This window comes from Anaerococcus sp. Marseille-Q5996, assembly GCF_946893725.1.
GTDB lineage: Bacteria > Bacillota > Clostridia > Tissierellales > Peptoniphilaceae > Anaerococcus > Anaerococcus martiniensis.
The window spans coordinates 136,039-160,552 of the sequence record NZ_CAMPPE010000002.1 but is presented as its reverse complement, the minus strand read 5'-3'; the positions used below and the strand labels follow the sequence as shown (position 1 = coordinate 160,552).

The 24,514-nt window shown below is 32.3% G+C and carries 25 protein-coding genes; 1 reads left to right on the top strand and 24 read right to left on the bottom strand.

Features of this window, described 5'->3' with window-relative positions; genetic code table 11:
* Window positions 1–11 precede the first annotated feature (11 nt).
* The 10 genes from secG to nth form a co-directional block, all read right to left on the bottom strand.
* A complete protein-coding gene (gene secG, locus OC526_RS03255) occupies window positions 12–239 on the bottom strand; it encodes a preprotein translocase subunit SecG (RefSeq protein ID WP_262122158.1) in 228 nt (75 codons plus the stop codon).
* 144 nt (window positions 240–383) lie between these two features.
* Window positions 384–1,691, bottom strand: coding sequence for a phosphopyruvate hydratase (gene eno / locus OC526_RS03250; RefSeq protein WP_262122157.1), 1,308 nt, complete (start codon window positions 1,689–1,691; stop codon window positions 384–386).
* Window positions 1,692–1,756: 65 nt separating this feature from the next.
* Window positions 1,757–1,978: a DUF6440 family protein gene (locus OC526_RS03245; protein WP_262122156.1), complete on the bottom strand. Its 222-nt coding sequence runs from the start codon at window positions 1,976–1,978 to the stop codon at window positions 1,757–1,759.
* A 2-nt stretch (window positions 1,979–1,980) separates the two neighbouring features.
* On the bottom strand, window positions 1,981–2,733 hold the full coding sequence (gene tpiA / locus OC526_RS03240) for a triose-phosphate isomerase (protein ID WP_262122155.1): 753 nt from the start codon (window positions 2,731–2,733) through the stop codon (window positions 1,981–1,983).
* Window positions 2,734–2,742: 9 nt separating this feature from the next.
* On the bottom strand, window positions 2,743–3,939 hold the full coding sequence (locus tag OC526_RS03235; protein ID WP_262122154.1) for a phosphoglycerate kinase: 1,197 nt from the start codon (window positions 3,937–3,939) through the stop codon (window positions 2,743–2,745).
* Window positions 3,940–3,994: 55 nt separating this feature from the next.
* Window positions 3,995–4,999, bottom strand: a complete 1,005-nt coding sequence (gap, locus tag OC526_RS03230; protein WP_262122153.1) for a type I glyceraldehyde-3-phosphate dehydrogenase — start codon at window positions 4,997–4,999, stop codon at window positions 3,995–3,997.
* A 71-nt stretch (window positions 5,000–5,070) separates the two neighbouring features.
* Window positions 5,071–6,000, bottom strand: a complete 930-nt coding sequence (trxB, locus tag OC526_RS03225) for a thioredoxin-disulfide reductase (RefSeq protein ID WP_262122152.1) — start codon at window positions 5,998–6,000, stop codon at window positions 5,071–5,073.
* Window positions 6,001–6,008: 8 nt separating this feature from the next.
* On the bottom strand, window positions 6,009–6,467 hold the full coding sequence (locus OC526_RS03220; protein ID WP_262122151.1) for a tRNA (cytidine(34)-2'-O)-methyltransferase: 459 nt from the start codon (window positions 6,465–6,467) through the stop codon (window positions 6,009–6,011).
* Window positions 6,460–7,311, bottom strand: coding sequence for a Cof-type HAD-IIB family hydrolase (locus OC526_RS03215; RefSeq protein ID WP_262122150.1), 852 nt, complete (start codon window positions 7,309–7,311; stop codon window positions 6,460–6,462). Before OC526_RS03215 ends, OC526_RS03220 begins: the two co-directional genes overlap by 8 nt.
* The gene (nth, locus tag OC526_RS03210) at window positions 7,304–7,945 is read right to left on the bottom strand and encodes an endonuclease III (RefSeq protein ID WP_262122373.1); all 642 of its coding nucleotides are present in this window, start codon (window positions 7,943–7,945) and stop codon (window positions 7,304–7,306) included. Before nth ends, OC526_RS03215 begins: the two co-directional genes overlap by 8 nt.
* A gap of 113 nt (window positions 7,946–8,058) precedes the next feature.
* On the opposite strand from nth, the gene rodA reads away from it, so the two are divergent.
* Window positions 8,059–9,249 (top strand): rod shape-determining protein RodA, encoded by a 1,191-nt coding sequence (rodA, locus tag OC526_RS03205; protein WP_262122149.1) that lies wholly within the window; start codon window positions 8,059–8,061, stop codon window positions 9,247–9,249.
* Here the strand turns inward: rodA and OC526_RS03200 are convergent.
* From OC526_RS03200 to OC526_RS03135, 14 genes are all read right to left on the bottom strand, one after another.
* Complete coding sequence (locus OC526_RS03200; RefSeq protein WP_262122148.1) at window positions 9,246–9,887, bottom strand: V-type ATP synthase subunit D; 642 nt, start codon at window positions 9,885–9,887, stop codon at window positions 9,246–9,248. The two genes, rodA and OC526_RS03200, sit on opposite strands and share 4 nt — an antisense overlap.
* On the bottom strand, window positions 9,877–11,253 hold the full coding sequence (locus tag OC526_RS03195) for a V-type ATP synthase subunit B (RefSeq protein WP_262122147.1): 1,377 nt from the start codon (window positions 11,251–11,253) through the stop codon (window positions 9,877–9,879). Before OC526_RS03195 ends, OC526_RS03200 begins: the two co-directional genes overlap by 11 nt.
* A complete protein-coding gene (locus OC526_RS03190) occupies window positions 11,253–13,004 on the bottom strand; it encodes a V-type ATP synthase subunit A (protein ID WP_262122146.1) in 1,752 nt (583 codons plus the stop codon). The genes OC526_RS03195 and OC526_RS03190 overlap by 1 nt, the downstream gene beginning before the upstream one ends.
* Window positions 12,988–13,593 (bottom strand): V-type ATP synthase subunit E, encoded by a 606-nt coding sequence (locus OC526_RS03185; RefSeq protein WP_262122145.1) that lies wholly within the window; start codon window positions 13,591–13,593, stop codon window positions 12,988–12,990. The genes OC526_RS03190 and OC526_RS03185 overlap by 17 nt, the downstream gene beginning before the upstream one ends.
* An 11-nt stretch (window positions 13,594–13,604) precedes the next feature.
* Complete coding sequence (locus OC526_RS03180) at window positions 13,605–13,844, bottom strand: V-type ATP synthase subunit F (protein ID WP_262122144.1); 240 nt, start codon at window positions 13,842–13,844, stop codon at window positions 13,605–13,607.
* A 1-nt stretch (window position 13,845) separates the two neighbouring features.
* Window positions 13,846–14,283, bottom strand: a complete 438-nt coding sequence (locus OC526_RS03175) for an ATP synthase subunit C (RefSeq protein ID WP_262122143.1) — start codon at window positions 14,281–14,283, stop codon at window positions 13,846–13,848.
* Window positions 14,284–14,300: 17 nt separating this feature from the next.
* A complete protein-coding gene (locus tag OC526_RS03170) occupies window positions 14,301–16,358 on the bottom strand; it encodes a V-type ATP synthase subunit I (RefSeq protein ID WP_262122142.1) in 2,058 nt (685 codons plus the stop codon).
* A gap of 15 nt (window positions 16,359–16,373) precedes the next feature.
* Complete coding sequence (locus OC526_RS03165) at window positions 16,374–17,252, bottom strand: hypothetical protein (protein ID WP_262122141.1); 879 nt, start codon at window positions 17,250–17,252, stop codon at window positions 16,374–16,376.
* 2 nt (window positions 17,253–17,254) lie between these two features.
* Window positions 17,255–18,235: a V0D/AC39 family V-type ATPase subunit gene (locus OC526_RS03160; protein ID WP_262122140.1), complete on the bottom strand. Its 981-nt coding sequence runs from the start codon at window positions 18,233–18,235 to the stop codon at window positions 17,255–17,257.
* Between the two features lie 98 nt (window positions 18,236–18,333).
* Window positions 18,334–19,689, bottom strand: a complete 1,356-nt coding sequence (gene miaB / locus OC526_RS03155; RefSeq protein ID WP_262122139.1) for a tRNA (N6-isopentenyl adenosine(37)-C2)-methylthiotransferase MiaB — start codon at window positions 19,687–19,689, stop codon at window positions 18,334–18,336.
* Between the two features lie 67 nt (window positions 19,690–19,756).
* Window positions 19,757–22,039 (bottom strand): bifunctional 4-hydroxy-3-methylbut-2-enyl diphosphate reductase/30S ribosomal protein S1, encoded by a 2,283-nt coding sequence (locus OC526_RS03150; protein WP_262122138.1) that lies wholly within the window; start codon window positions 22,037–22,039, stop codon window positions 19,757–19,759.
* Complete coding sequence (locus tag OC526_RS03145; protein ID WP_262122137.1) at window positions 22,039–22,632, bottom strand: lysophospholipid acyltransferase family protein; 594 nt, start codon at window positions 22,630–22,632, stop codon at window positions 22,039–22,041. Before OC526_RS03145 ends, OC526_RS03150 begins: the two co-directional genes overlap by 1 nt.
* Complete coding sequence (gene cmk, locus OC526_RS03140) at window positions 22,622–23,275, bottom strand: (d)CMP kinase (protein WP_262122136.1); 654 nt, start codon at window positions 23,273–23,275, stop codon at window positions 22,622–22,624. Before cmk ends, OC526_RS03145 begins: the two co-directional genes overlap by 11 nt.
* Window positions 23,272–24,486 (bottom strand): NAD(P)/FAD-dependent oxidoreductase, encoded by a 1,215-nt coding sequence (locus tag OC526_RS03135; protein ID WP_262122135.1) that lies wholly within the window; start codon window positions 24,484–24,486, stop codon window positions 23,272–23,274. Before OC526_RS03135 ends, cmk begins: the two co-directional genes overlap by 4 nt.
* Between the last annotated feature and the right edge of the window lie 28 nt (window positions 24,487–24,514).

Genomic DNA, 24,514 nt, shown 5'->3' with positions numbered 1-24,514 from the left:
TCTATAGCCCCTTACATAACTGCTAGCATTATGATACTTCCTAAGAAAAGTAATACTCCTCCAGCAATTACAACTTTATCTAACATTTCATTCTTTGTTCTATGAGCACTTCTACCAAATACGTTTGTTTCTTGGCCAGTTAGTGTTCCTAGTCCATCAGTCTTTGGATCTTGCATTGTTACAGACACTACTATAATTAGTGATGCAAGCATTAGAATAACTGCAAAGATATTTTCCATCTAGACACCTCCATTTTCATCACTCTATATGATACCACAGGAAATGTCTTTTCGCAATTTTTAGTTTATAGATTAAGCTAATATTATGATACCCAAAAATATGTAAATAAAAAAGCAGGGAATATTTTCCCTGCAATTATTATATTAGCCGTTGAATCTTTCTTTAAGGTTGTAGAATGCTTCTAGTCCTTTAAACTCAGCATTTTCCCAAAGTTCATCTTCGATTCTTAGTAATTGGTTGTATTTTGCAACACGATCAGTTCTTGATGGTGCACCTGTTTTGATTTGTCCAGCATTTACTGCTACTACAAGATCTGCTATTGTAACATCTTCTGTTTCACCTGATCTATGAGAAACTACTGCTGTGTATCCAGCTTCTTTTGCCATTTCGATAGCATTTAGTGTTTCTGTTAGAGAACCGATTTGGTTTACTTTGACAAGGATTGAGTTACCGACATTTTCTTTGATACCTTTTGAAAGTTTTTTGGTATTTGTTACAAATAGGTCATCACCTACAAGTTGAACTTTTCCACCAAGTCTTTCTGTAAGTTTTGCCCAACCTTCCCAGTCATTTTCATCTAGACCATCTTCGATTGAGATTATTGGATATTTTTCTACAAGACTTTCTAGCCAGTCTATCATTTCTTCTTCTGAGTAAACTGTTCCTTCACCTTCTAGGTGGTATTTACCGTCTTCTTTATTATAGAATTCTGAACTTGCACAGTCCATTGCTATAAATACATCTTTACCTGGTTCATATCCTGCTTTTTTGATAGCTTCTACAATGATTTCTAGGGCTTCTTCATTTGATTTTAAGTTTGGAGCAAATCCACCTTCATCACCTACAGCTGTGTTATATCCTTTTTCTTTTAGAACTGATTTTAGGCTATGAAATACTTCTGTACCCATTTGTAGAGCATGTGAGAATGTATCTGCACCTAGTGGGAAAATCATAAATTCTTGGATATCTACTGAGTTATCAGCGTGTTCCCCACCATTTAGTATATTCATCATTGGTGTTGGTAAAAGTTTTGCATTTGGTCCACCAATGTAAGCGTAAAGTGGTAGTCCTAGTTCATCTGCTGCAGCTTTTGCTACTGCAAGTGATACTCCAAGGATAGCATTTGCACCTAGATTTCCTTTATTTTCTGTACCGTCAAGTTCAATCATTCTATTATCAATGCCAACTTGGTCAGTAACATCATAAACTAATACTAATTCATCAGCGATTTTTTCATTTACATTTTCAACTGCTTTAAGAACTGATTTACCTAAATAGTAATCATTATCTCCATCACGTAGCTCTACTGCTTCCCACTCACCTGTTGATGCACCAGATGGTACTGACGCACGTCCGTAACCGCCTAGTTCTGTTTCAACTTCTACTTCTACTGTTGGATTTCCTCTTGAGTCTAGGATTTGTCTTGCGTATACACTTGTAATTAAGCTCATTATTAATTCTCCTTATCTTTTTATTATCTTTCGTATTTTTTAATAAGCATTATGAACAGATAACTCTATTTATTATTGTGTATTAATTCTTCAATTTCTTCTTTAGTAGATATTACTAGTTCACCATATTTATCTAATAGTGGAGTAATGGCAACCCCTTCACTAGATCTAGAAGCAATAATATAATTTACACCTGTCTGTGTATCTACTACTGTAGATAATGAAGTTGCAAATAAAATATTTTCATCTTCAATTTTTACAATAAATCTTTTATCTGCTTTCTCCATATTTAACCTCTATGATTTACTAAAGCTTCAAAATCGTCTGCTTTAAGGCTTGCTCCACCTACTAAGGCACCATCTATGTTTTCTTTTGCCATTAATTCTTTTACATTCGCTGGTTTTACAGATCCACCATATTGGATGCGTACTGCTTCAGCTGCTTCTTTTGAGTAAAGTTCAGCTACTAGATTTCTAATGAACGCACACATTGCTTCTGCATCATCAGCTGATGCTGTTTTTCCAGTACCTATTGCCCAGATTGGTTCGTAAGCTATAATTAATTTTTTAATATCACTTTCGCTTATATCTTTAAGGTCAGCTTCTAGTTGTGCTTTTACTCTTTCTTCCTGCTTATTAGCTTCTCTTTCTTCTAAAGATTCCCCGCAACAAAGTATTGGTGTTAGGTCATGGTCAAAGGCTGATAATAATTTTTCATTGATTAATTTATCATCTTCACCAAAGATATCACGACGTTCAGAATGGCCTAGGATAACATATGTTGCTCCAACATCTTTTAACATCGTTGGAGATATTTCTCCAGTAAATGCTCCAGATTCTTCAAAGTACATATTTTGTCCACCAAATCCAATATTGGTTCCTTCTAAAATCTCAGCTGCTATTGGTAGGTCTATAGCTGGCGTACAAACGCCTGCTTCTACTTCAGTATCTAATCGCTTTTCTTTTAAATCAGCAAGCAAATTTTTAGCTTCACTTACTGTCATATTCATTTTCCAGTTTCCAACTATTACTGGTTTACGCATTTTAACTCCTTATTTGTCTTCAATTGCTGAAATACCTGGTAGGTCTTTTCCTTCTAAAAATTCTAAGCTTGCCCCACCACCTGTTGATACATGGGTGATTTTATCTTTTAAGTCAGCCATTTCTATTGCAAGGGCTGAGTCACCACCACCAACAATAGTAGTTGCGTCAGCTTCTGCTAGGGCATGGGCTACTTTATTAGTTCCATTTGAAAATTCTTTAATTTCAAATACACCCATTGGTCCATTCCAAACTACTGTCTTAGCATTTTTAATTTTTTCTGCATAAATTTCTGCTGTTTTTGGACCAATATCTAAAGCTTCTTTGTCAGCTGGGATATTGTCAATATCTACAATCTCAGTTTCAACGCCTGGTGCAATATCATCAGCAATTACCACATCTACTGGCAATAGAATTTCTACATTATTTTCTTTTGCTCTTTCAAGTAACTCTAAAGAAAGATCCATCTTATCTTCTTCTAGTAATGATTTACCTATTTCTTTGCCTTGCGCTTTTAGGAATGTGTAAGCCATACCCCCACCGATAAGGATTGTATCTACTTTTGTAATTAGATTTTCAATTACACCAATCTTATCAGAAACTTTTGCTCCACCAAGGATAGATAAAAATGGATGTTCTGGATTTTCTAGAGCTTTTCCCATAACATCTATTTCTTTTTCTATTAAAAGTCCTACCGCCGATGGTAAAATACTTGCAACACCTACATTTGAAGCATGGGCTCTATGGCTAGTACCAAAAGCATCATTTACATATAGGTCAGCAAGAGAGGCTAATTCTTTTGCAAAGGCTTCATCATTTTTAGTTTCACCAGCTACAAATCTTGTATTTTCTAAAAGTGCTATTTCGCCATCCTTAAGCTCATTTACTTTTTCTTTAACATCTTCGTTCACTACTTCATCAGCAGCTATGAATTCAAATTTTTCGCCGTAATGGTCCGATAACCAATTTGCAACTGGTTTTAGTGTAAATTCTTGGTTTGCTTCTCCTCCTGGTCTACCCAAGTGACTTATTAAAATAACTTTAGCACCATTTTCTAATAAATAATCTATAGTAGGAAGAGCTGCTCTAATTCTAGAGTCATCTGCAATCTTGCTTCTATCTTCTTTTGATAAAGGAACATTGAAGTCTACTCTAACTAAAACTTTTTTGCCCTTAACATCTAAGTCTTTTAATGTTTTTTTGTTCATAATTCACTCCAAAATTAAAAGGGCAAGAGATAAATATCCCTGCCCCTTCTATCTCTTAAAGTTTAGCTAAATAATCTAATGTTCTAACTAAGTTAGATACGTATCCTGCTTCGTTATCATACCATGCAACTGTTTTTACTAATTGGTTGTCCCCATTTTCTACAACCTTTGTAAGTTGTGAGTCAAGTACTGATCCTGCTGGGTAACCAATGATGTCGCTTGAAACAATGTCTTCTGTTTCGTAAGCAAATGCATCATTTGAGTATTTTTTCATTGCTTCATTTACTTCTTCTTCAGTTACTTTTTTCTCAAGAACTGAGTAAAGTTCTGTAATTGAACCTGTGATAACTGGTACTCTTAAAGCTGTACCGTCAATTTTACCTTCAACTTCTGGAAGTACTTTACCAACTGCCTTTGCAGCTCCTGTTGAAGCTGGAATTGTGTTTTGAGCAGCTGCACGTCCACCTCTAAGGTCTTTTTTAGAAGCTGGTGTATCTTGGATAGCTTGTGTTGCTGTATATGCGTGGATTGTTGACATTTGTCCTGTAACAAAACCAAATTCTTTGTTTAATACATTTACCATTGGTGCTAAACAGTTTGTTGTACAGCTTGCAGCTGATACTACTGTTTCAGAACCATCTAAAGTTTCATGGTTTACACCGTAAACGATAGTTTTCATATCACCCTTACCTGGTGCTGAAATTAGAACTTTTTTAGCTCCAGCTTTTAAGTGAGCTTCTGCTTTTTCTTTTTCTGTAAAGAATCCTGTACATTCTAATACAACATCTACTCCAAGATCTCCCCATGGTAGGTCTTCTGGATTTCTTTCGGCAAAGATTTTGATTTCTTGACCATTTACTTTAAAACCATCATCAGTTTGTTCAAAGTCTCCGTTAAATCTTCCTTGTGCTGTATCATATTTGAAAGCATAAGCTAGACCTTCTTTATCAATAAGGTCATTGATTGCTACTACTTGGATGTCATCTTCTACTTCTGCTATTCTTCTAAGTGTTAGACGACCGATTCTACCGAATCCATTAATTGCTACTTTAGTTGTCATTGTTGCCTCCTTATTCTTCCTAAAAGTTATTACAATAACATTTTACTAAATTATAAGACATTGTCAATAGATTACCAGACTTGTCCTTCTAAGTATCTATTTGCTACAACAGCGGCTATACAACCATCTCCAGCTGCAGTGACCATTTGTCTTACAGACTTTTCACGGTTATCTCCTACTGCAAAAACTCCTTCGATATTTGTTTTCATATCGCTATCAGTAACTATATACCCATAATTCATTTCTATTTGATCTTTGAATATATCTGTTTGTGGAATATATCCTACAAATATAAATACCCCTATTGGGTCATTATTATCACTTTTTAACTCTTTTTTATCACCAGTTTTTACATTTTCTATAATAAGGGAGGTTGTTTCCTTATCTCCTCTGATTTCATTTACTACAGAATCTAGTTCAAATTTTATTTTTTCATTAGCACGTGCCTTATCTACAACTACTTGGCTTGCTCTAAATTCATCACGTCTGTGAATAATGGTTACAGATTTACCAAATTTTGTAAGATAAATTGCCTCTTCTACTGCACTATCTCCACCGCCAACTACAAAAATGTCTAATCCATTATAAAATGGCCCATCACAAGTTGCACAATATGACACACCCATGTTTGCAAATTCACTTTCTCCTGGGATATCGAGTTTTCTTTGGCTAGCACCTGTCGAAATAATAATTACCTTGGCTTCCAATGTTTTGCCATCTTCAGTATGAACTTTTTTAACTTCTCCTTCTAGCTCAACGCTAGTTACATTTGTAGTTAAAAATTCGCAAAATTCTTTGGCTTGCTCATACATTCTATCTGATAAGCCCATACCCGTAGCATCTTCCATTGATCCAGGGTAGTTGTCCACAAATGCAGTTGTTGCAATTTGTCCACCTGGTATATTTTTTTCAATTATGAGTGTTTTTAACTTTGATCTACCTGCATATAGCCCAGCTGTAAGTCCTGCTGGACCAGCTCCTAAAATTATAATATCGTACATATTCTCTCCTAAAAATTAAAATTATTTTGCCTTAAGGCTTCGTATAAAACTATATTTACTGAATTGGCTAAATTTAAAGACCTATCAATCTTTGTTGTCATGGGGATACTGATTATTTTTTCTCTAAATTTCTCCAAAATATCCGAGTCTATCCCTTCTTTTTCCCTACCAAATATCAAAAAATCACCATCTTTAAAAGAAACATCAGAGTATTTTGTATCTGTACCCGTTTCAACTAAATAAAAGTTTTTATCAATTATGAAGTCCAAAAATTCCTCAATACTATCATGGATAGTTAGATTTACCTTATCCCAATAGTCTATTCCAGATTTTTTTAAGGCCTTATCTGAGAAATCGAATTTAAAAGGCCTTACTAAATGCAAATGAGACTCGGTAAGGACACATGTTCTACCAATATTTCCAACATTGCCAGGATATTCTGGCGCGAGTAAAACTATATTAAACACTTGGATTTTCCTTGTTAAAATTTAAAATTATTTCTGCAGCTTCTTTTATGCCATTACCGTTATTATCAGCAACCACATAGTCTGCAACTGATTTTACTGTATCATTAGCATTTCCCATAGCAAAGCCTATTTTTGCATTTTCCACCATTGGCAAATCGTTGTAAGAATCACCAATTGCAGCAATTTCATCAAGTTTTATACCCAAAAAGTCGGAAAGTTCTTTTACCCCTTCCCACTTATTAACATGAGGCTCCATTATTTCTATCGCACCAGGACCTGATGATGTGACATAAAGCTTATCTTCAAAGGCTTCCTTGATAATTTTTACCGCTTTTTCTTCACCATAGGCATGGCTATTTAAACATCCTATTAAAATCTTATAAGCTGGTTTACCTCTTTGCTTTAAATCCTTATATGGATTTTCTGTAATAGAAATGTTGCATTGATAATTTAGCCCATAATCATTATTAATTTTTAAATGCTCTAATCTCTCTTCATCTAGCCTGTTAGAGTAAAAAGTATCTTCATCGTAAAAATGATAGATAAATTTATGTTCTTCACAAAACTTAACTAATTCTTTAATGTGACTATCTTCAAGCGGATGTTGACCTAAAATTTTATCAGCATTTGCCATAATTAAGGCTCCATTATTTGCCACCATTGGATTGTCTTCTCCAAGTTCTTCTATAGCAAATTTAATGGAAGACATTAATCTGCCACTTGTTAAAACCGTTTTTATTCCTGATGCATTTAATTGGTTAATGGCTTCTTTTGATGATGGATTAATCTCATGATTAGTATTTAAAAGGGTGCCATCCATATCAATTGCAAAAAGTTTAATCATTATCTCTCCTATAATATAAACATAACTTATTCAAATCACATTCTTCACAAAGTGGACCTCTTGCTTTACAAATTGCTCTACCATGGCTAATTAGTCTTTTATGGGTTATATTCCACTCATCTTCTGGCACATTTTTTGTAAGTTGTGCCTCGGTTTGACTAACGTTTTTTGCATCAACTAGCCCAATCCTGTTTGCTACTCTAAAAACGTGAGTATCCACTGCAAAGGCTGGAATATCAAAAGCATTAGCAAGTACAACATTTGCTGTTTTATTGCCAACTCCTGGCAATTTTATTAATTCAGCCTTATCTTTTGGGACCTCACTGTTAAAATCATCTACCAATATCTGGCTTGTTGCCTTTATATTTTTTGCTTTATTTTTATAAATACCGATTGATTTTATCCAATTTTCTAAGTCTTTTATATCCATATTCACAAAATCTTTTGGTGTATTTGCTACTTTAAAAAGCTCAGATGTGACCGCATTTACCCTTATATCTGTACTTTGGGCTGAAAGCATAGTTGCTATCAAAGCTTCAAATGGCGTTTCAAAATTAAGAAGATTTTTGTTTGGATCCTCATACATCCTAGATAAAATGTCTAATACCTCTCGGATTTGATTTTTATTTAAAATATTATCACCTTATCCTTTACTACTACTATACTATTTTTATACTATTTTTTATTATTTTATTTATCATATTTAATTAAAATGGTATAATAAATCATTAGATACGGAGTGATTTAATGTTTAATATAAAGAAGAAAAATTTAAAAGAATTGGATTTGATTTTGCTTTTTGCAACTCTAATCCTAAGTATTTATGGGCTGGTCATTCTCTACTCAGCCTATGGTGGAGACTTTGAGGCAATAAAAACTCAAATCGGAGCTACTGTTCTAGGTTTTTTATTGATTGCTGTTTTATGTACTATTGATTTAGAAGTTCTAAAAAGATTTTATCGATGGATTTATGGAATTGGTCTTGGACTTTTAATTATTACCCTTATATTTGGTAGAGGCCTTGATGAATGGGGTGCTAAATCTTGGGTTTATATTGGATCTTTTTCTTTTCAACCATCTGAATTTGTAAAAGTAGGATTAATATTTGCTTTTGCAGCTTATCTTGATAGATACAAATATGAAATCAATGAACCAAAAAGACTTATCCAAGCATTAGTATTTGTCGCAGTTCCAGTAGTCTTAATTTTATTACAACCAGACTTTGGTACTGCCATGGTATATTTGTTTTTCATAGCTGCAATGCTCTTTGTAGCAGGCTTATCTTGGAAATGGATTTTGTTTTTTGCAGTTGGTGGACTAACTGTTGGATACTTGGTTTTGACAAATCTATCTGGTTATAGGGCTGATAGAATAGAAAACTTTTTAAATCCTACAAGAGACACTTCTGGGTCTAACTGGCAACAACAACAAGGTATGATTGCAATTGGATCTGGCATGTTAAATGGACGTGGATATTTAAACGGGACACAATCTCAATATGGTTATGTTCCTGAAAAAGAGACTGACTTTATTTTTTCAGTTTTAGCTGAAGAACTTGGATTTATAGGTGCAGTATTTTTAGTCTTATTATTTACAATTATAATTTTAAGATTAGCAAGGTTAGCAAAAAAATCTAACAACACCTTTATTTCTCTTATGGTAACTGGTATTGCAGCCATGCTTTTTATCCATATTTTTGAAAATATAGGTATGACAATTGGCCTTATGCCAGTAACTGGTATTCCCCTTCCATTCTTATCAGCTGGGGGTACTTTCCAGTTAATATGCTTATCGATGGTAGGACTTGCCTTATCAGCATCTATGCAAAAATCTTACAAAGACGATGATGTTTTAGACTATGAAACTATAAAATTTATCGATCCAAATAAATTAAGAGCATCAAAGAAAAGAGAAATTAAAAACACCGCAACAAATTAATTTGCGGTGTTTTTTTCATCTCGAATTTTTTTATCCTTAACCATCTTTGTTTTAGAAAATTCTTCTCTTTCCTTTTCTTCTATCAAGGATGATATTGTTTTTATTCTCTCCTCAGTTTTTGGTATCTGAACTTTTTCTAGAGAATTTACTTTTTTGCTAGTTTTTTTAATTTGCCTATCAAGGTTATTAATTGTAGTATCTAGCTCAGCTAGTTTATAAATTTTATATTTTAATTCATTAAATGATAGCAATGCAATGTCAAAAGCCTCATTTGTTTCATAAAATGAATAAGACAGATTTAGCATCGTTGGTACAAAATTTATATCATAAACCTTTGTTTGCATGAATTCATTTTCTTTTAGCTCAATGCTATTATCGACGGGTACAATTCTTGAAATATCATCAAGCTTTGACTCTCCCATAGTGATCATGGCTTTTTTGAAGTTTTTTGATACTTTTTTTATTGTATCATTAACATCATCATTTAATTCATCTCTTTGTTTGATTTTACTATCGTGAGCTTGGATTAGTGCTTTTCTTGATTTATCAAGGATATCAAGACCACCATTTAATAATTTTAAGTGGTCTTTTGCTGCAATTAAATTTGCCTTGGTAGGAGCAGTTGATTTAATTTCCATCTTTATTTCCTATGAATTTATCAAGATTTTCAGGACTTACTCTGTGTAACTCTGTTCTAGGTAAGATATTTAAAATCTCCCAACCTAAATCTAAAGACTCATCAAGCTCTCTATTTTCAGTTGGATCTTGAGATAAGAATCTTTTTTCGAATTCATCCCCAAATTCTAGGTATTTTTTATCAATATCAGATAAATCATCCTCACCAACTATTTGAGCAATATTTCTTACTTCACCTACGTGAGAATAAGATTCATAAATTTGATTCATCAAGTCTTCGTGGTCAGCTCGTGTATATCCTTCACCAATCCCATCTTTCATAAGACGAGAAAGTGATGGCAGTACATTGATCGGTGGGTATATTCCTTTGTTAAATAATCCCCTATCAATTACAATTTGCCCCTCTGTGATATAACCTGTCAAGTCAGGAACTGGGTGGGTTATATCATCATTTGGCATTGTTAAAATCGGAATAAGAGTTACAGATCCATTTCTTCCACGAATCATACCGGCCCTCTCATATAAAGTAGCTAAGTCAGAATATAAGTATCCGGGATAACCCTTACGTGATGGAACTTCTTGTCTAATAGATGAAACTTCACGCAAAGCTTCTGAATATGATGTCATATCAGTGATTATTACTAAAACATGGTAGCCTTTTTCATAAGCCAAGTATTCAGCTGCAGTTAAGGCACATTTTGGCGCTATTAATCTTTCCATAATTGGGCTATCGGCTAAGTTTTGATACATTACAACCTTATCGCGGACTCCTGCTTTATTAAAGGCGTCCTCAAAAAACATAGCCTCATCTTTTTTAATCCCCATTGCTGCAAAGACAAAGGCAAAGTCTTCATCTGTTTTAAGTTTTGCTTGTCTAACTATTTGAGCTGCAATTTGATTATGAGATAAACCATAACCTGAAAAAATAGGTAGTTTTTGTCCACGGATTAGGGTTGTTAGAGTATCAATGGCTGATATTCCTGTTTGGATAAAGTCCCTTGGATACTCACGAGCTACAGGATTTAGCGGTTCACCTTCAACTGAATATGATTTTTCAGCATATATTTCACCACCATTATCGATTGGCCTGGCAAGCCCATCAAAGCTACGACCAAGAATTTTTTCGCTTAAAGGGATTGCAAGTGGTTTTTCTTCAAATGAAATTACTATATCATCTAAAGAAAAATCTTGGGTATTACCAAAAACTTCTATATATATAGTTTCTTCATCTATTTTTACAACTTGTCCTACAAAATCCATTCCTAGGGCATTAACAGAAACTACGGCGTTGTATGTTACATCTGCTACGTTTTCTATTTCAATGATTGAGGATTCGATTCTTTTAACTTTTGTATATTCTTTACGCATTAATATTCGCCTCCTCTAAGTCCTAAGAAATGAGATTCTAGTTTGTTATTTAAAATAGTAAATTTATCTAGTTCATCATTTTTTATGGTGTATTTCATTTGTGTAATGTCATTTATAAGTTCTGAGTCATAGGCCTTGTTATATGGCACACCATTTACAATTGCTTCTGCTGATTTATGATAATAATTTCTAATTACATTTAGCATTTCAATTTGTTTTTCTAATGGTACGTACTTATCAGTATCGTTATAGGCATTTTGTTGTAAAAATCCTACTCTAATCAGTTCTGATACATCTAAAATATTTCTTTGAGCATCTGATAGAGCATCCTTACCTACAAGCATAAGGATAGAACGTACCTCATCTTCTTGTAATAGAACATTCATAAGTTCATTACGAACTGCAATGATATCTTCTCCAGTTTTTTCTTGGTAGTAAGATCTCATAGTATCAACGTAGTTTGAGTATGATGTTAGCCAGTTAATCGCTGGGTAATGGCGTGAGTAAGCCAGTTTCCTATCAAGCCCTAAGAATACATTTACAGATCTTCTTGTATTTTCAGTAACTGGTTCTGAGAAGTCCCCACCTGATGGAGAAACTGCACCGATAAGAGTAACTGATCCTTCAGATCCATTTAAGTTTGTAAAGTATCCTGCTCTTTCATAAAATTGAGATAGTCTTGATCCAAGATATGCTGGATATCCTTCTTCAGCTGGGATTTCTTCCAAACGACCAGAAATCTCTCTTAAGGCCTCTGCCCATCTAGATGTAGAGTCAGCCATTAGGGCTACGTGATAGCCCATATCTCTAAAATATTCAGCAATTGTAATTCCAGTATATATCGATGCTTCACGGGCAGCCACTGGCATGTTTGATGTATTTGCTATAAGAATTGTACGCTCCATCAAACCATAACCAGTATTTGGGTCAATAAGTTCTGGGAACTCTTCTAGTACTTGAGTCATTTCGTTTCCACGTTCACCACAACCGATATAGATAATGATATCAGCATCTGCGTATTGGGCAAATTGGTGTTGAAGCATAGTTTTTCCAGTACCAAATCCGCCTGGGATTGCTACTGTACCACCCTTAGCTACTGGAAAAAAAACATCAAGGACTCTTTGTCCAGTATTTAACAATAGCTCAAGTGGTCTAACCTTTTTAACTGGACGTGGATTTCTAACTGGCCAATATTGGTAAAGTTTTAATTCTTCTTCGCCCTTATTTGTTTTTACTTTTACAATAGTATCTTCTAATTTATATGTGCCTGATGGTTTTACTTCTGTAATTTCACCATCCACAGTAGACATTAGTCTATGTTCGATAGTTTTTGTTTCCATAATTGTGGCGTATATATCACCTACATTTATAGTATCACCCACCGCTACTTTTATATCTACTTCCCATGACTTTTCTTCATCCAGGTTTTCAAAACCGATCCCCGATGGAATAAAAGCACCATTTTCATCCATAATTTTTTTAAGTGGTCTTTCGATACCATCAAACATATTTTTAAGTAGTCCAGGCCCAAGTCTTACTGAAAGTGGTCTACCTGTTGAAATTATTTCTTCATTTGCAGCAAGTCCTGATGTATCTTCATAAACCTGGATAGTAGCATTTTCACCATCTACAGAAATGACTTCACCAATAAGTTTTAATTTTCCTACTGAGACCATTTCTCGTATTTTTAGCGAGCTTGCATTTTTTGCTACAACTACTGGACCATTTATTGTTTTAATTGTTGGATTCATTAAAACTCTCACTTTCAAACAGATTGTATAAGGTTTTTCCTATTTCATATTGTTTCTCTTCGATTTTTTTTAGATAAGTTTGGTTGTATTGAAATGATTCATCTTTTGCTTTTAAGATAAATCCACCAATATACTTATCATCTAAAGTTTTTATATTAGGATAGTTTACTAAATCCTTATCAGTTTCTCTTAATAAAATATCAAAATTATCTGCACTTTCATTTAATTCACTAAGCGCATTCTCAATCTTTTCTCCTAGAGAATTTTTATATCCATCTGTTTTTGTATAATCATTAAGCTTATCTTTAATTTCTCCTACTAGGTCATTTAGTAAGAGTTCTTTGTGAGCATAAAAATTTGTTTTCTGTTCTTCTTCAAGTTTTGATACTCTTTCATTGCTACGAATAGTTGCAAAACTTTTACGGTTTTCTAAAGTTGATTTTAGCTCTTTTTCCAGACTAGCTTTTTTTTCATCAATTTGTTCACTATTTATATTTGTAGAATTATATAATTCTTCGTTACTTCTTGCTTTTTCTTCATCCCAAACCATTTTTCTAAAGGTTGTTAGTTTTTGATTTATATCAAGCATAATACCTCCAATTAACCATCAATGACTACAATTAAAGGAGTTGCCTCAGCTTCCCTATGAGTTCTGACTTCTTCCTCAATCCAAGATTCTACTGTTTTAGTCAAAATTAGAACCGCAAGATTATTATCTTTTAATGAAGCCTTAAAGTCTTCATCGGCCTCATCAGGGTCAGCAACTAGCTTTCCTTCAATAGACCCAAGTCTAAACATTACAATAAGACTTGGGTCGTTAGTTAATATTTTTGCCTTCATTTTATGCGTATAAAATAAGGATTGAGATGATAACACCGAAGATTGCTATACCTTCAGCAAGACCTACGAAGATGATTGTACGTCCTAAGATTGATTGGTCTTCTGAGATTGCTCCAAGTGCTGCAGATCCTACTGTACCTACTGCATAACCAGTTCCTATTGTTGCAAGACCTGTTGATAAGGCAGCACCAATGTATTTTAGTCCTTCTACATTTGAAGCAGTTGCTGATGCAGCTTCACTTGCAGCTGCTTTTGCATTTGCTGGTAAAAGTAAAACTATTATCATAGCCATAAGTGGCACAAATGTTGTTAAGTTTATTTTAAGTGCTTTTTTTATTTTATCTTTTGATGGGTCATCATTTGTTTTTAATAGGTAAATACCTGAATAAATTGTAATTACTACTACTGCTAGTGCTAATAATCCTATGTTTTTAATCATAACTTTTCCTTTCCAATTTAGTTATTTGATTTTTTTCCGATTGGTTTAAATAATCGACCGTTACCTTCATAATACTTGCTAAACATTTCATAAAATTCTAGTCTTAAGCCCTGAATGAATACTATCATTCCTTCAAGACCGATAATTAAAGCATTACCTAAAACTAAAATTATGAAACCAATTATGCCTCCGCCCGCAAGTTTGGCCATAACTTCAAAGGCCATGTATAAACCAACGTGGTTTATAGCAAAGGCACCTACTCTAGTAAAGGATACTAGGTTTGAAAAAACTGAAAGAAGTGCTTCTATAATAGAAAATGAACTTTCTACATAGTAATCTCCTTTAGATTGCTCATATAGACGTTTTTTACCTTCAAGTTTTCTCGCTATAGGTTGTTTAAATATCATCATAACAATAGATAATATTAGTAAAACTAGTCCGACTGGCATAGGTATTGGGCTAATGTTTACTATATTTAAAACAATGATGATAAAGGAAAGCATCATCATAAGGCCTGCTAAACCTTCCTTACCAAATATACCTTCTTCAATATTGTGTTGTTTAGAAACCTTATTGTAAATACCTATTAGATAAGAAATTACCATAAGGCTAACACCGAAGGCAACGGATGCTATTAAAACAGTCATAATATTATCAAATGGTTTGATAAGTAAGGCTGGAATTAAGTCCTCACGACCAAAAAATGAACCATACATAAGTCCAAAAATTGATGCAGAAATGCCTATTCTTTTTATCAATCCACCAAATATTTTATTTTTCTTTGACAACCACAAACCTATAGCTATAAATACTAAACCTTGTCCCAAATCCCCAAACATTAATCCATATAAAAGTAAATAGGTGATTGCAAAAAATGGTGTAGGATCAATCTCATCGTAGTTTGGAGCACCATACATATTAACCAAAAATTCAAAAGGTCTAAATAGTGAATTGTTTTTCAACCTAGTCGGTGGTGATTGGCTAATACTTTCAACGTCTTTTGTATTTAAAATTGTATTATCATATTTGTTTTCTAAAGCCTTAAATTTGTTAACTTCAGATTCTGGAACCCAGCCTGATAGGTAAAAGTATTTATCCCCTTGAGCCATTGTAGTTTTTAATTCTTCTGACTTTTGCGCATAATTTAGTGAATAAGAAATATTATCCATTACATCTTCATATTGTCTGTTAATTTCGTTAATTTGCTGATTGATGCTTAAAAGTTCTTTATTTACATCTTTATATTCTTGATCAATACTATTTATATTAGCATTTTCAGGAATTTCATTATCAACAAATCCCAAGGTATTTATAGAACGAGATACGTCTTTTTTTACCTTTTCTGGATAAACAAGCAAATAACTTTCTTCATTTTTGTTTGTTTGCTTATTATCATTCTTTTTGTCATCATTTTTTTTCTTAGAGAAATCATTCATTAAGTCTTTTGAAATAATATTAGTGTCTGAATATTTTTTCTCTATAGCTTCCATATTTTTAAGTTTGGATTGTCCAACAATGGCAGAAAAATAAAAATATTTTTCACCAAAAGCCATGCTATTTTGATAGTCACTAGCTTCTTTTTCGTAAGCTATATTATAAGTTATTGAATCAATCAGATTCTTATTATCGGCCATTAAATTATTTATTTCATCATTTATTTGCTCAATTTTATTTTTTGTATTATCTATTTCAATGTCTATATTGTCTAGATTAATTTCTCTTGGAACTTGGTTATCTACAAAACCTAAAGTATTTATTGTTCTAGTTAAATCTTTATTAACTTTTTTAGGATATACTAATAAATAGCTTTGATTATCCAGTAAATCATAATTATTAATTCTTGGATCATGAGATTTTTTTGAATGATTATTATTTATAGAATTTGATTTCTTATCATTATCAATCAATTCAGCATCTATGTAACTATTCTTACTTGTATTTTCTAAAGATTTACTCAGGTGTATCTTAGATTTTTCGTATATTTTAAAATTTTCTTTGATATTTTTAGCCCTATTCTGTAGATAATCTTTACCATTCGCTAATTTAATGTTATCAAGTTTTTGATTACCTTCCATTTTCATTCCTTTTGATTAACTCTCAGCATCTACTAAAAAATCAACTATTTTTTCTACAACTTCATCTTTATATTTGCTATAAATCTTATCCATATTATTAATTCTAGATTGATAATCTACATTGATTTTATTTTCTCTTTCTGAAGCAGCTTGCATAATTTCGTTATAAATGAGATTTGATTCATTTTTTGTTCTTAATGAGTACTCTTGATCAAGTTTTAGCGAAACATTTCGAGTGTTCTCTCTCTCATTTTCTAAAATTGCATTAGTTTTCTCATTTAAACTAAAGGTTGCTTCATCTATTGCGTAGATTTCATTTAGTGCATTCAAACTTGCTTGATCAACATCTTCATCTAAATGGATGATTAAAGATGGGATATTTTCGTAATTATTTTTTAATATGAAACGTCCATCTTCAGTAACTTCTCCAAATCTATACTCAAAATATTTAAGATTTTGAATTTTTTCTATATCAATATTGTGCTTTTTAAGTGTATCTAGATTTCTCTTATAAACTTCAAGTTGTTTTGATTTTTCTTCTAGTTCTGCTTTTCTGTCTGATAAAACCTTAAGTTTGTTATAAAGTTCATCGACTCTGTCATGGTCAAGCAATTGGCCATTTTTTGGATTATCATCAAGACCTAAAGTATTTTTGATTTCTTCAAGTTTTGCTGTATATCCATCATCATCTCTACTAAATCCTGATAATTTATTAATATCTTCGGTTATTCCAACATTTTCAGCGCTTGCTTTTATGTTAAAAGTTCTGTTTGTAATTTGGTTAAATGAATCAAGTGGCTCAATATCACCAATATTAATTACATCTTCCAAAAAACTGTCCAGATTTTTTTTATCGGATATCATATTTACCAGGTACATTTTTTCTACTGCCATTATTACCTCACTATTAGATATTCCATAGCTTCCTCAACTGTGAAAGACTCATCAACTTCCAAAAGTGCATCGATGTTTTCATCACTTATAAACAATATATTCATTGCAGAAATCACATATAGGATGTCAGACTCTTGCTTGGTTATTTCACCATAATAAAGTTTTAATTCCTTTTTTCTGATTTCTTTATGAGTATGGGTATATTCATTGAATATATTTTTATATTTACTAGCACTCATTTTCTCAAGGAAATCTATCTTGGGCATTTCAGCCAATTCTTTTAGCCTCTGCCCGTTAAAGTTATTTCCTCCTTCAATGAGGTAGTTAAAAACATCTCCATCATTCCTATTATAATAGGATTTTAGCCTATAAAGCATCTCAAAATTAAGTAAATTAATTTCTTCACCTAAAAATTTCTCTATTTGCTTACGCTCTTTACTATTAAATTTTTTAGCCAGTTTTAGTAAACTACGATAATAAAATTTGATTAAAGCGTTTGAAGATAAAAATATTATAGACTCTGCTTCCATATTTTCATTTAAAAATGGAAGCAGCACTCTATAATATTTACTAGCTTTATTTGCAATTACAAAAGATTCTAAGGCCATATCTTCATCTAGAATAAAATTTTTAGATAGAAGGTTAACTTTAAAACTTTGATAATTTCTTTTGTAATTTTTATTTACAAGTGATTCAATAACTTCTTGCAAAAATAATATTTCATATTTTGAAAAGTATAAATTAAAAAATTCACTTTCAATTCCATGCAAGAAATAGTCAATGCTTTTTAGTTCACCAAAGATCCAGTTGAAATTTTCATCTTCCAGGGATCTTTTATCTTTCCTATTGTCAACTTCAGGATAAGCTTTTGAAAGAATATCAATTTTTTTGTCTATGTCACCTTCATTTGCTAAGGCAAGATACAAATCATTATCTGGCATTCTGCCCATCTTTGCCTTGGCTTTTACTAATACATCTCTCATTTATCGCCTCTTTTCTCCCTACAGAAAAATAATATCACTTATAACCTTTCTTTAAAAGGATAATAAATAGTTTGTATTATCCATAGTTGATTTGATAATTAATTTACCAAGTCTCCTGATATAGTAAATGATGTATGGTCGGTGATTTTTACATTTACAAATTCACCAATTAATTCTTTTGGTGCTTTTACGTGAACTAATTTAAATGTATCGGTCCTTCCGGTTAAGATTTCAGGATTATTTTTTGATTCTGATTCTAATAATACTTCTACAGTTTTACCTACATATTCAGCATTTTTTTCATTAAACATTGGGTAGAGCTCATCTAAAAGTCTTTGGAATCTGTCTTGGACTATATCATCATCTATTGTTGGGTATTTTGCTGCAACTGTTTTTGGTCTAGGTGAGTATTTAAAGGTGTAAGCTGAGTCAAATCCAACTTTTTTACAAGCTTCAACTGTTTTTTGGAAATCTTCTTCTGTTTCTGTAGGAAAACCTACTATAATATCTGTTGAAAGGGCAATGCCTGGAATTTCTTCTTTTAGTTTATTGGCTCTCTCCAAATATTTTTCTATTGTATAATGACGGTTCATTTTCTTTAATACTTCATCTGAACCTGACTGCATCGGAAGGTGGAAGTAATTACAAATGTTGTCATTATCACGCATAACTTCTATAAGTTCATCTGATAAATCTTTTGGGTGGCTTGAAGTAAATCTTAGTCTTTTTACACCTGGAATTTTAGCAACTCTTGCTAATAATTCTGGGAAAGTAAAATCATAGTCTGTGTTGTTTCCGTATGAGTTTACGTTTTGTCCAAGCAAGGTAAATTCTTTAAAACCTTGAGAGACTAAATATTCAACTTCTTCAATAATTGAATATGGTCGTCTAGATTCTTCACGTCCACGTGATTCTGGTACTATACAATAAGTACAATAATTATCGCATCCTCGCATGATATTGACATAGGCTTGGAAATCATTTGTGGAATTGTATTTTTCAAAATCATCCTTTACTGCATCTGTAGAAATATCAATAACCCTTTCACCCGTTTCTAGATATCTAAATATCAAATCTCCTAGAGAGTTTATATTTTTTGTTCCAAATATGATGTCAACTTCAGGATGCTTATCGATTATTACCTGACGAGCTTCGCTTGTTTGCATCATGCATCCAGATACAGAAATAATTTTTTCCGGATGTTCTTTCTTAAGTTTTTTTAAGGATGAAACTTGACCATATAGTTTTAATTCTGCATTTTCTCTAACCAAGCAGGTATTAAATATAATAAAGTCAGCTTCTTCTCTATTGCTTGTGTAAGTGTATCCCAAATCCTCTAGTATATAAGAAATACGTTCAGAATCGTGTTCATTCATCTGGCAACCAAATGTGGTTATATTGTAAGTTTTACCTTCAAAATAATCTTTATATTTCTCTTTTTGTAAATTTTGCATTGTATCCTCATTTAAAAAAGAAGATGACCGAAATCATCTTCTTTAGTTTTTAATTTTATTTTATAGATTAATATTCTATTTCTTCTTCATCAGAATCAACATCGTCGATTTCTTCAACTGGTTGATCAAGGTTTTCTTCATCTTCAAGTGTTACGATATCTTCATCAGCTACTTCATTGTCAAGTTTTTCAGCTTCTGTAGCTAATTCTTCGTTAACTTCTTGGTCTAAATTTTCTTCTGGAGCTTCAGCTGAATCAAAATCATCGATTACATTATCAACTTCTGATTCTTCTCCGATTAGATCAGATGAACCTTGTGCAAATAGAGCTTGTTCTAATAGGTTACCAAGGTTGTTGTTTAAGTCAGCATCTGAGCTAAAGTTATCTGTTTGTGCTCTTTCTGCTTTTCTTCTTGGTCTATTATTATTTGTATTTTCTCTTTTTTCGCGTCTTGGTTTTCTTTCTGGTCTTTCTGGAGCTTCTTCTAATTGTTTGATTGATAGACCAATTTTTTCTTCTTCATTGTCTAATGAAATAATTTTAACTTGGATATCATCTCCAACATTCAATTCATCAGATGGTTTTTCAACGTGATCCCAAGAAATTTCTGAAACGTGTACTAGTCCTTCCACACCATCAGCAACTTCTACGAAAGCACCAAAGTCAAGTAAGTTTACAACTTTACCTGTAACTACATCACCAACTTCGTGTTCATTTACAAATGAATCGAATGGTTTGTCAAGAAGTTGTTTACGACCAAGAGAAATTCTATTTTTTTCTTTATTTAGTTTTAAAATTTTAACTTCGATAGTATCTCCAACGTTTAATACATCAGATGGAACTTCTACTCTTGTCCATGCAATGTCTGATACGTGTAGTAAACCATCAAGCCCATTTACTTCTACGAAAGCACCAAAGTCTGTAAGTCTTGCTACTTCACCTTCAAGTACTTGGCCTTCTTCTAGTTCATCCCATCTTTCGTCTAATTCTTCTTCAAGAACATCTTTACGAGATAAAACTAATCTATTTTTTCTTTCATCGATTGAAACAATTTTTAAATCCCATGTTTCACCAACGAATTTTTTGAAATTTTTAACAAAGTATGTTGCAACTTGGCTTGCTGGTACAAAACCGCTTACTCCCTCAACATCAACTGTAAGTCCACCTTTGTTAAAGCCTGAAACTGTACCTGTAACTAATTCTTCGTTTTCGAATTTTTCAGCAAGGTCTTTCCAAACTTTCATTCCTTGAACTCTTCTTGTTGATAGAGCTACGTTTCCTTCACCATCATCTAGTTTGATAACATAAACATCGATGTCTGTACCAACTTCAAAATGATCTTTAGGATTTTCTTGTTCTTCTTCTGTCATTTCGTCAAGTTTTATGATACCATCTGCACGGTATTGGATATCAACAAAAACTTCATCATCTTTCACATCGATAACTGTTCCTGTGATAACATCTTTTGGATATACCTTTTTTAAACTATCCTCAAGACTATTCATAAAATCTTCTTTTGTAAATTCGTCCATTTTACTAACTACCTCCTCAATAATCTCATCAGGTGTGGATGCACCTGCGATTATTCCAATTTTTTTAAATTCCGAGAGCTTTTGCAAAGGTAGATCTTTAACAGTCTCAATCCTAAAAACATTTTTGTTATACAAACTCACTACTTGATATAGCTTGTTAGTATTAGAACTATTAAAACCACCAACTACAATCATACAATCAACTTCTTTAGACAAGTCTGCTGCTGATTCTTGTCTAAGCTTAGTTGCATTGCAGATTGTGTTTTCTATCACAACACTACCATTATTTTCTTTGAGCGTATTTGCAATATCATAGTAAAAATCAGCTCTATTTGTAGTTTGACTTACAACATAGAGGGGTTTTTCACATTTAATATTTTTTGCTTCAGTCTCATCACTTACTATTATACCATTTTTTAAATAAGAGTCCATAGCAATTATCTCAGGATGATTAGGATCTCCCACAATAATTACTTGATAACCTTCCTCTTCTTTTGCAAATATTTTTTTATATATATTTGATAGGACTGGACAAGTTGCATCCAGTATTTCATTTCCATTTTCTAGTAAGGCTTGTTTAAATTCAGCACTTTCTCCATGGGCACGGATCACTATTAATGAATCCTTTATTTTAAGAGCTTGCTCTTTTGTTAATACTTTTAAGCCCTGTCCTTCTAATTTTTCTACCAATTGTGGATTGTGAATTAAGGGACCCACTGTATATTTTTCCTTATCACTGTCTAGGGCTTCGTGGGCAAGGTCAACAGATCTTTTTACCCCAAAGCAAAATCCAGAATTTTCAGCTATTATAATTTCCATTATATCTCTTTCTTTTCTTCTAATTGTCTTTTGTAAATATCTAAATATACCTGATCAGTCATTTTTGCCATGGCTTCTTTAGATTTCATATTTAAGTATTTATCAACATTAATTACTTCATTTATATAAACATAAGATTTTCTAAATGGTTTATAAGTAGAAATAATTTCTACTGGCAATATATCTTTTTTGGCCTTTAAAGCAATATAGGCAACGCCATCTTTCATATTTTCACGGGCAATATTATTAGTTCTAGTTCCTTCAGGAAAAATCCCTAAAGTTTTTTCTTCCTTAAGTAATTTTATGGAATTTTTTAAACTAGCTAAGTCACGGCGCTCTCGGTCTACTGGAAAAACTCCAAAAGCTTTTAAAAGTACTGCTAAAAATTTATTTTCAAACAATTCCTTCTTACCCATAAAATTTATTTGTGGCGGGAATGCTATTGCTAAAAAAATTGGATCGAACCCAGATTTGTGATTGGCACATAAAATGTATCCCTCATCTTTTGGAATATTTTCTATGCCAACTACATGAACTCTATAAAGTGGCCAAATAATTATTTTGGCAATTATTCTAAAAATCCTATAAAACATCTATCTTTTCCATATTTTCAAGTATTAGATTGATAGTCTGATCTATATTTAAATTTGAATTATCAATCTCTATTGCATCATCGGCTTTTTTTAAAGGTGAAATCTCACGTGTAGAGTCATAATTATCTCGGTCTATAATGGCCTGTTCAATTTCTTCAACTGTTAGTTTTGATTCATTTTGTTCAAATCTTCTTATGGCCCTCTGCCTAGCATTGGCAGTTAAATAAAATTTGTACTTGGCATTTGGAAATACAACTGTACCTATGTCTCTGCCATCAAGTACAAATGATTTTTCTTTTGCAATTTCTCTTTGCATATTTACTAATCTTTCACGTACTAGACTATTTGCAGAAACCCAAGACACATTTTTTGTCACAATATCTGACCTTATTTCCTTTTCTACATTTACCCCATTTAAAAATATTTCGTTATCCCTAAAATCAATTTTGATATCATCTAGGGCCTTTTTAATTTCTTCTATTCTAGAGTCTTCATTTAAGAGATGTTCTAAAAAGTAGAGGGTTGCTGCCCTATACATGGCTCCAGTGTTTAGGTACTGAATATTTAAAATTTTTGCCAACTTATTTGATATGGTAGATTTGCCAGAACCACTAGGCCCATCAATGGCAATTATATATGTCATATTTTCTCCTTTATAGCACTTGCTGCTGCAAATGCACTTGTAAATGCTATTTGTAAATTAAATCCTCCAGTTAGACCATCTAAATCAAGGACTTCTCCAACAAAATACAAATCAGAAACTAGTTTAGATTCCATAGTCTTAGGGTCAATATCTCTGACATCAACCCCACCCTTGGTAATGACAGCAGTGTTAAATCCACCAAATTTTTCAAAGTCCAAGGTGAAATTTTTAATATTTTTTACAATCCTACTTCTCTCTTCTTTTCTTATTTGATTACATTTTTTATCTAGATTTATGTCCGATCTTTTTATTATTACTGGAACTAAAGTATTTGGAATAATTTGGTCTAAGACATTTGATATATCCTTATTAGGATTTTTATCAAATATATCTATAAAATTTTGATCAAGTTCTTTCTCATCATCTTTAGACAAATTTAGTGAGACATTTTTTATATCTTTCCCAACTACAAACGATGATAAACTTAAAGTACTGGGTCCTGATATAAAGTTTTTTGTTAATAAAACTGGTCCTCTTTGATAAAAAATACCTTGATTCGTTTCTATTTTTATATCTATATTTTCAAGTGACAAGGCCTTTATATGTGATAAGTCCTTATCCTTAAAGAAAATTGGTACTAAAGAAGGGAGGGTTTTTGTTACTTTATGTCCAAAGTTTTTTGCAAATTTATAACCATCTCCAGTCGATCCAGTATTTGGGTATGATAATCCACCTGTTGCTATGATTAGATAGTCAAATTCGTAATCTTTTCTAGCAGTTTTAACTTCAAACTTTTGATCCTTTTTTATACTCAACACTTCAGCATTGGTGACAAGTTTTATGTTATTTTTTATAATTTCATCCTCAAAAAATTTTATAACATCACTACTTTTTTGAGATTTTGGAAATACTCTATGGTATCCTTCGGTGACTAATTCTAAGCCCTTACTTTGAAAAAAATCCATACTGGCATAGTTGTCGTGAAGGTTAAATGAAGAATATAAAAACTTTTGATTGGACACAATGTTTTCTAAAAATTCATCATAATATTTTGCATTTGTTATATTGCATCTACCATTTCCGGTCATGAGAATCTTTTTACCAATCCTATCGTTTTTCTCAAGGATAGTCACATCTGTATTTTTATTTTTTAAATTAATTGCAGCATAGAGCCCACTTGCTCCTGCTCCAATGATTCCTATTTTTTTCATATACTATAAAAATTTTACCATAAAAAAA

What these genes read in the sequence shown, in the direction of transcription:
- OC526_RS03235 (WP_262122154.1), bottom strand. Translation starts at nt 3,939, where the DNA reads ATGAACAAAAAAACATTAAAAGACTTAGATGTTAAGGGCAAAAAAGTT.
- OC526_RS03165 (WP_262122141.1), bottom strand. Translation starts at nt 17,252, where the DNA reads ATGGCAGTAGAAAAAATGTACCTGGTAAATATGATATCCGATAAAAAA.
- OC526_RS03145 (WP_262122137.1), bottom strand. Translation starts at nt 22,632, where the DNA reads ATGTTTTATAGGATTTTTAGAATAATTGCCAAAATAATTATTTGGCCA.
- OC526_RS03180 (WP_262122144.1), bottom strand. Translation starts at nt 13,844, where the DNA reads ATGAAGGCAAAAATATTAACTAACGACCCAAGTCTTATTGTAATGTTT.
- OC526_RS03135 (WP_262122135.1), bottom strand. Translation starts at nt 24,486, where the DNA reads ATGAAAAAAATAGGAATCATTGGAGCAGGAGCAAGTGGGCTCTATGCT.
- OC526_RS03185 (WP_262122145.1), bottom strand. Translation starts at nt 13,593, where the DNA reads ATGCTTGATATAAATCAAAAACTAACAACCTTTAGAAAAATGGTTTGG.
- rodA (WP_262122149.1), top strand. Translation starts at nt 8,059, where the DNA reads ATGTTTAATATAAAGAAGAAAAATTTAAAAGAATTGGATTTGATTTTG.
- eno (WP_262122157.1), bottom strand. Translation starts at nt 1,691, where the DNA reads ATGAGCTTAATTACAAGTGTATACGCAAGACAAATCCTAGACTCAAGA.
- OC526_RS03150 (WP_262122138.1), bottom strand. Translation starts at nt 22,039, where the DNA reads ATGGAAATTATAATAGCTGAAAATTCTGGATTTTGCTTTGGGGTAAAA.
- OC526_RS03245 (WP_262122156.1), bottom strand. Translation starts at nt 1,978, where the DNA reads ATGGAGAAAGCAGATAAAAGATTTATTGTAAAAATTGAAGATGAAAAT.
- OC526_RS03175 (WP_262122143.1), bottom strand. Translation starts at nt 14,283, where the DNA reads ATGATTAAAAACATAGGATTATTAGCACTAGCAGTAGTAGTAATTACA.
- OC526_RS03160 (WP_262122140.1), bottom strand. Translation starts at nt 18,235, where the DNA reads ATGAGAGATGTATTAGTAAAAGCCAAGGCAAAGATGGGCAGAATGCCA.
- OC526_RS03190 (WP_262122146.1), bottom strand. Translation starts at nt 13,004, where the DNA reads ATGAATCCAACAATTAAAACAATAAATGGTCCAGTAGTTGTAGCAAAA.
- OC526_RS03195 (WP_262122147.1), bottom strand. Translation starts at nt 11,253, where the DNA reads ATGCGTAAAGAATATACAAAAGTTAAAAGAATCGAATCCTCAATCATT.
- tpiA (WP_262122155.1), bottom strand. Translation starts at nt 2,733, where the DNA reads ATGCGTAAACCAGTAATAGTTGGAAACTGGAAAATGAATATGACAGTA.
- gap (WP_262122153.1), bottom strand. Translation starts at nt 4,999, where the DNA reads ATGACAACTAAAGTAGCAATTAATGGATTCGGTAGAATCGGTCGTCTA.
- trxB (WP_262122152.1), bottom strand. Translation starts at nt 6,000, where the DNA reads ATGTACGATATTATAATTTTAGGAGCTGGTCCAGCAGGACTTACAGCT.
- OC526_RS03170 (WP_262122142.1), bottom strand. Translation starts at nt 16,358, where the DNA reads ATGGAAGGTAATCAAAAACTTGATAACATTAAATTAGCGAATGGTAAA.
- secG (WP_262122158.1), bottom strand. Translation starts at nt 239, where the DNA reads ATGGAAAATATCTTTGCAGTTATTCTAATGCTTGCATCACTAATTATA.
- OC526_RS03200 (WP_262122148.1), bottom strand. Translation starts at nt 9,887, where the DNA reads ATGGAAATTAAATCAACTGCTCCTACCAAGGCAAATTTAATTGCAGCA.
- cmk (WP_262122136.1), bottom strand. Translation starts at nt 23,275, where the DNA reads ATGACATATATAATTGCCATTGATGGGCCTAGTGGTTCTGGCAAATCT.
- OC526_RS03215 (WP_262122150.1), bottom strand. Translation starts at nt 7,311, where the DNA reads ATGATTAAACTTTTTGCAATTGATATGGATGGCACCCTTTTAAATACT.
- miaB (WP_262122139.1), bottom strand. Translation starts at nt 19,689, where the DNA reads ATGCAAAATTTACAAAAAGAGAAATATAAAGATTATTTTGAAGGTAAA.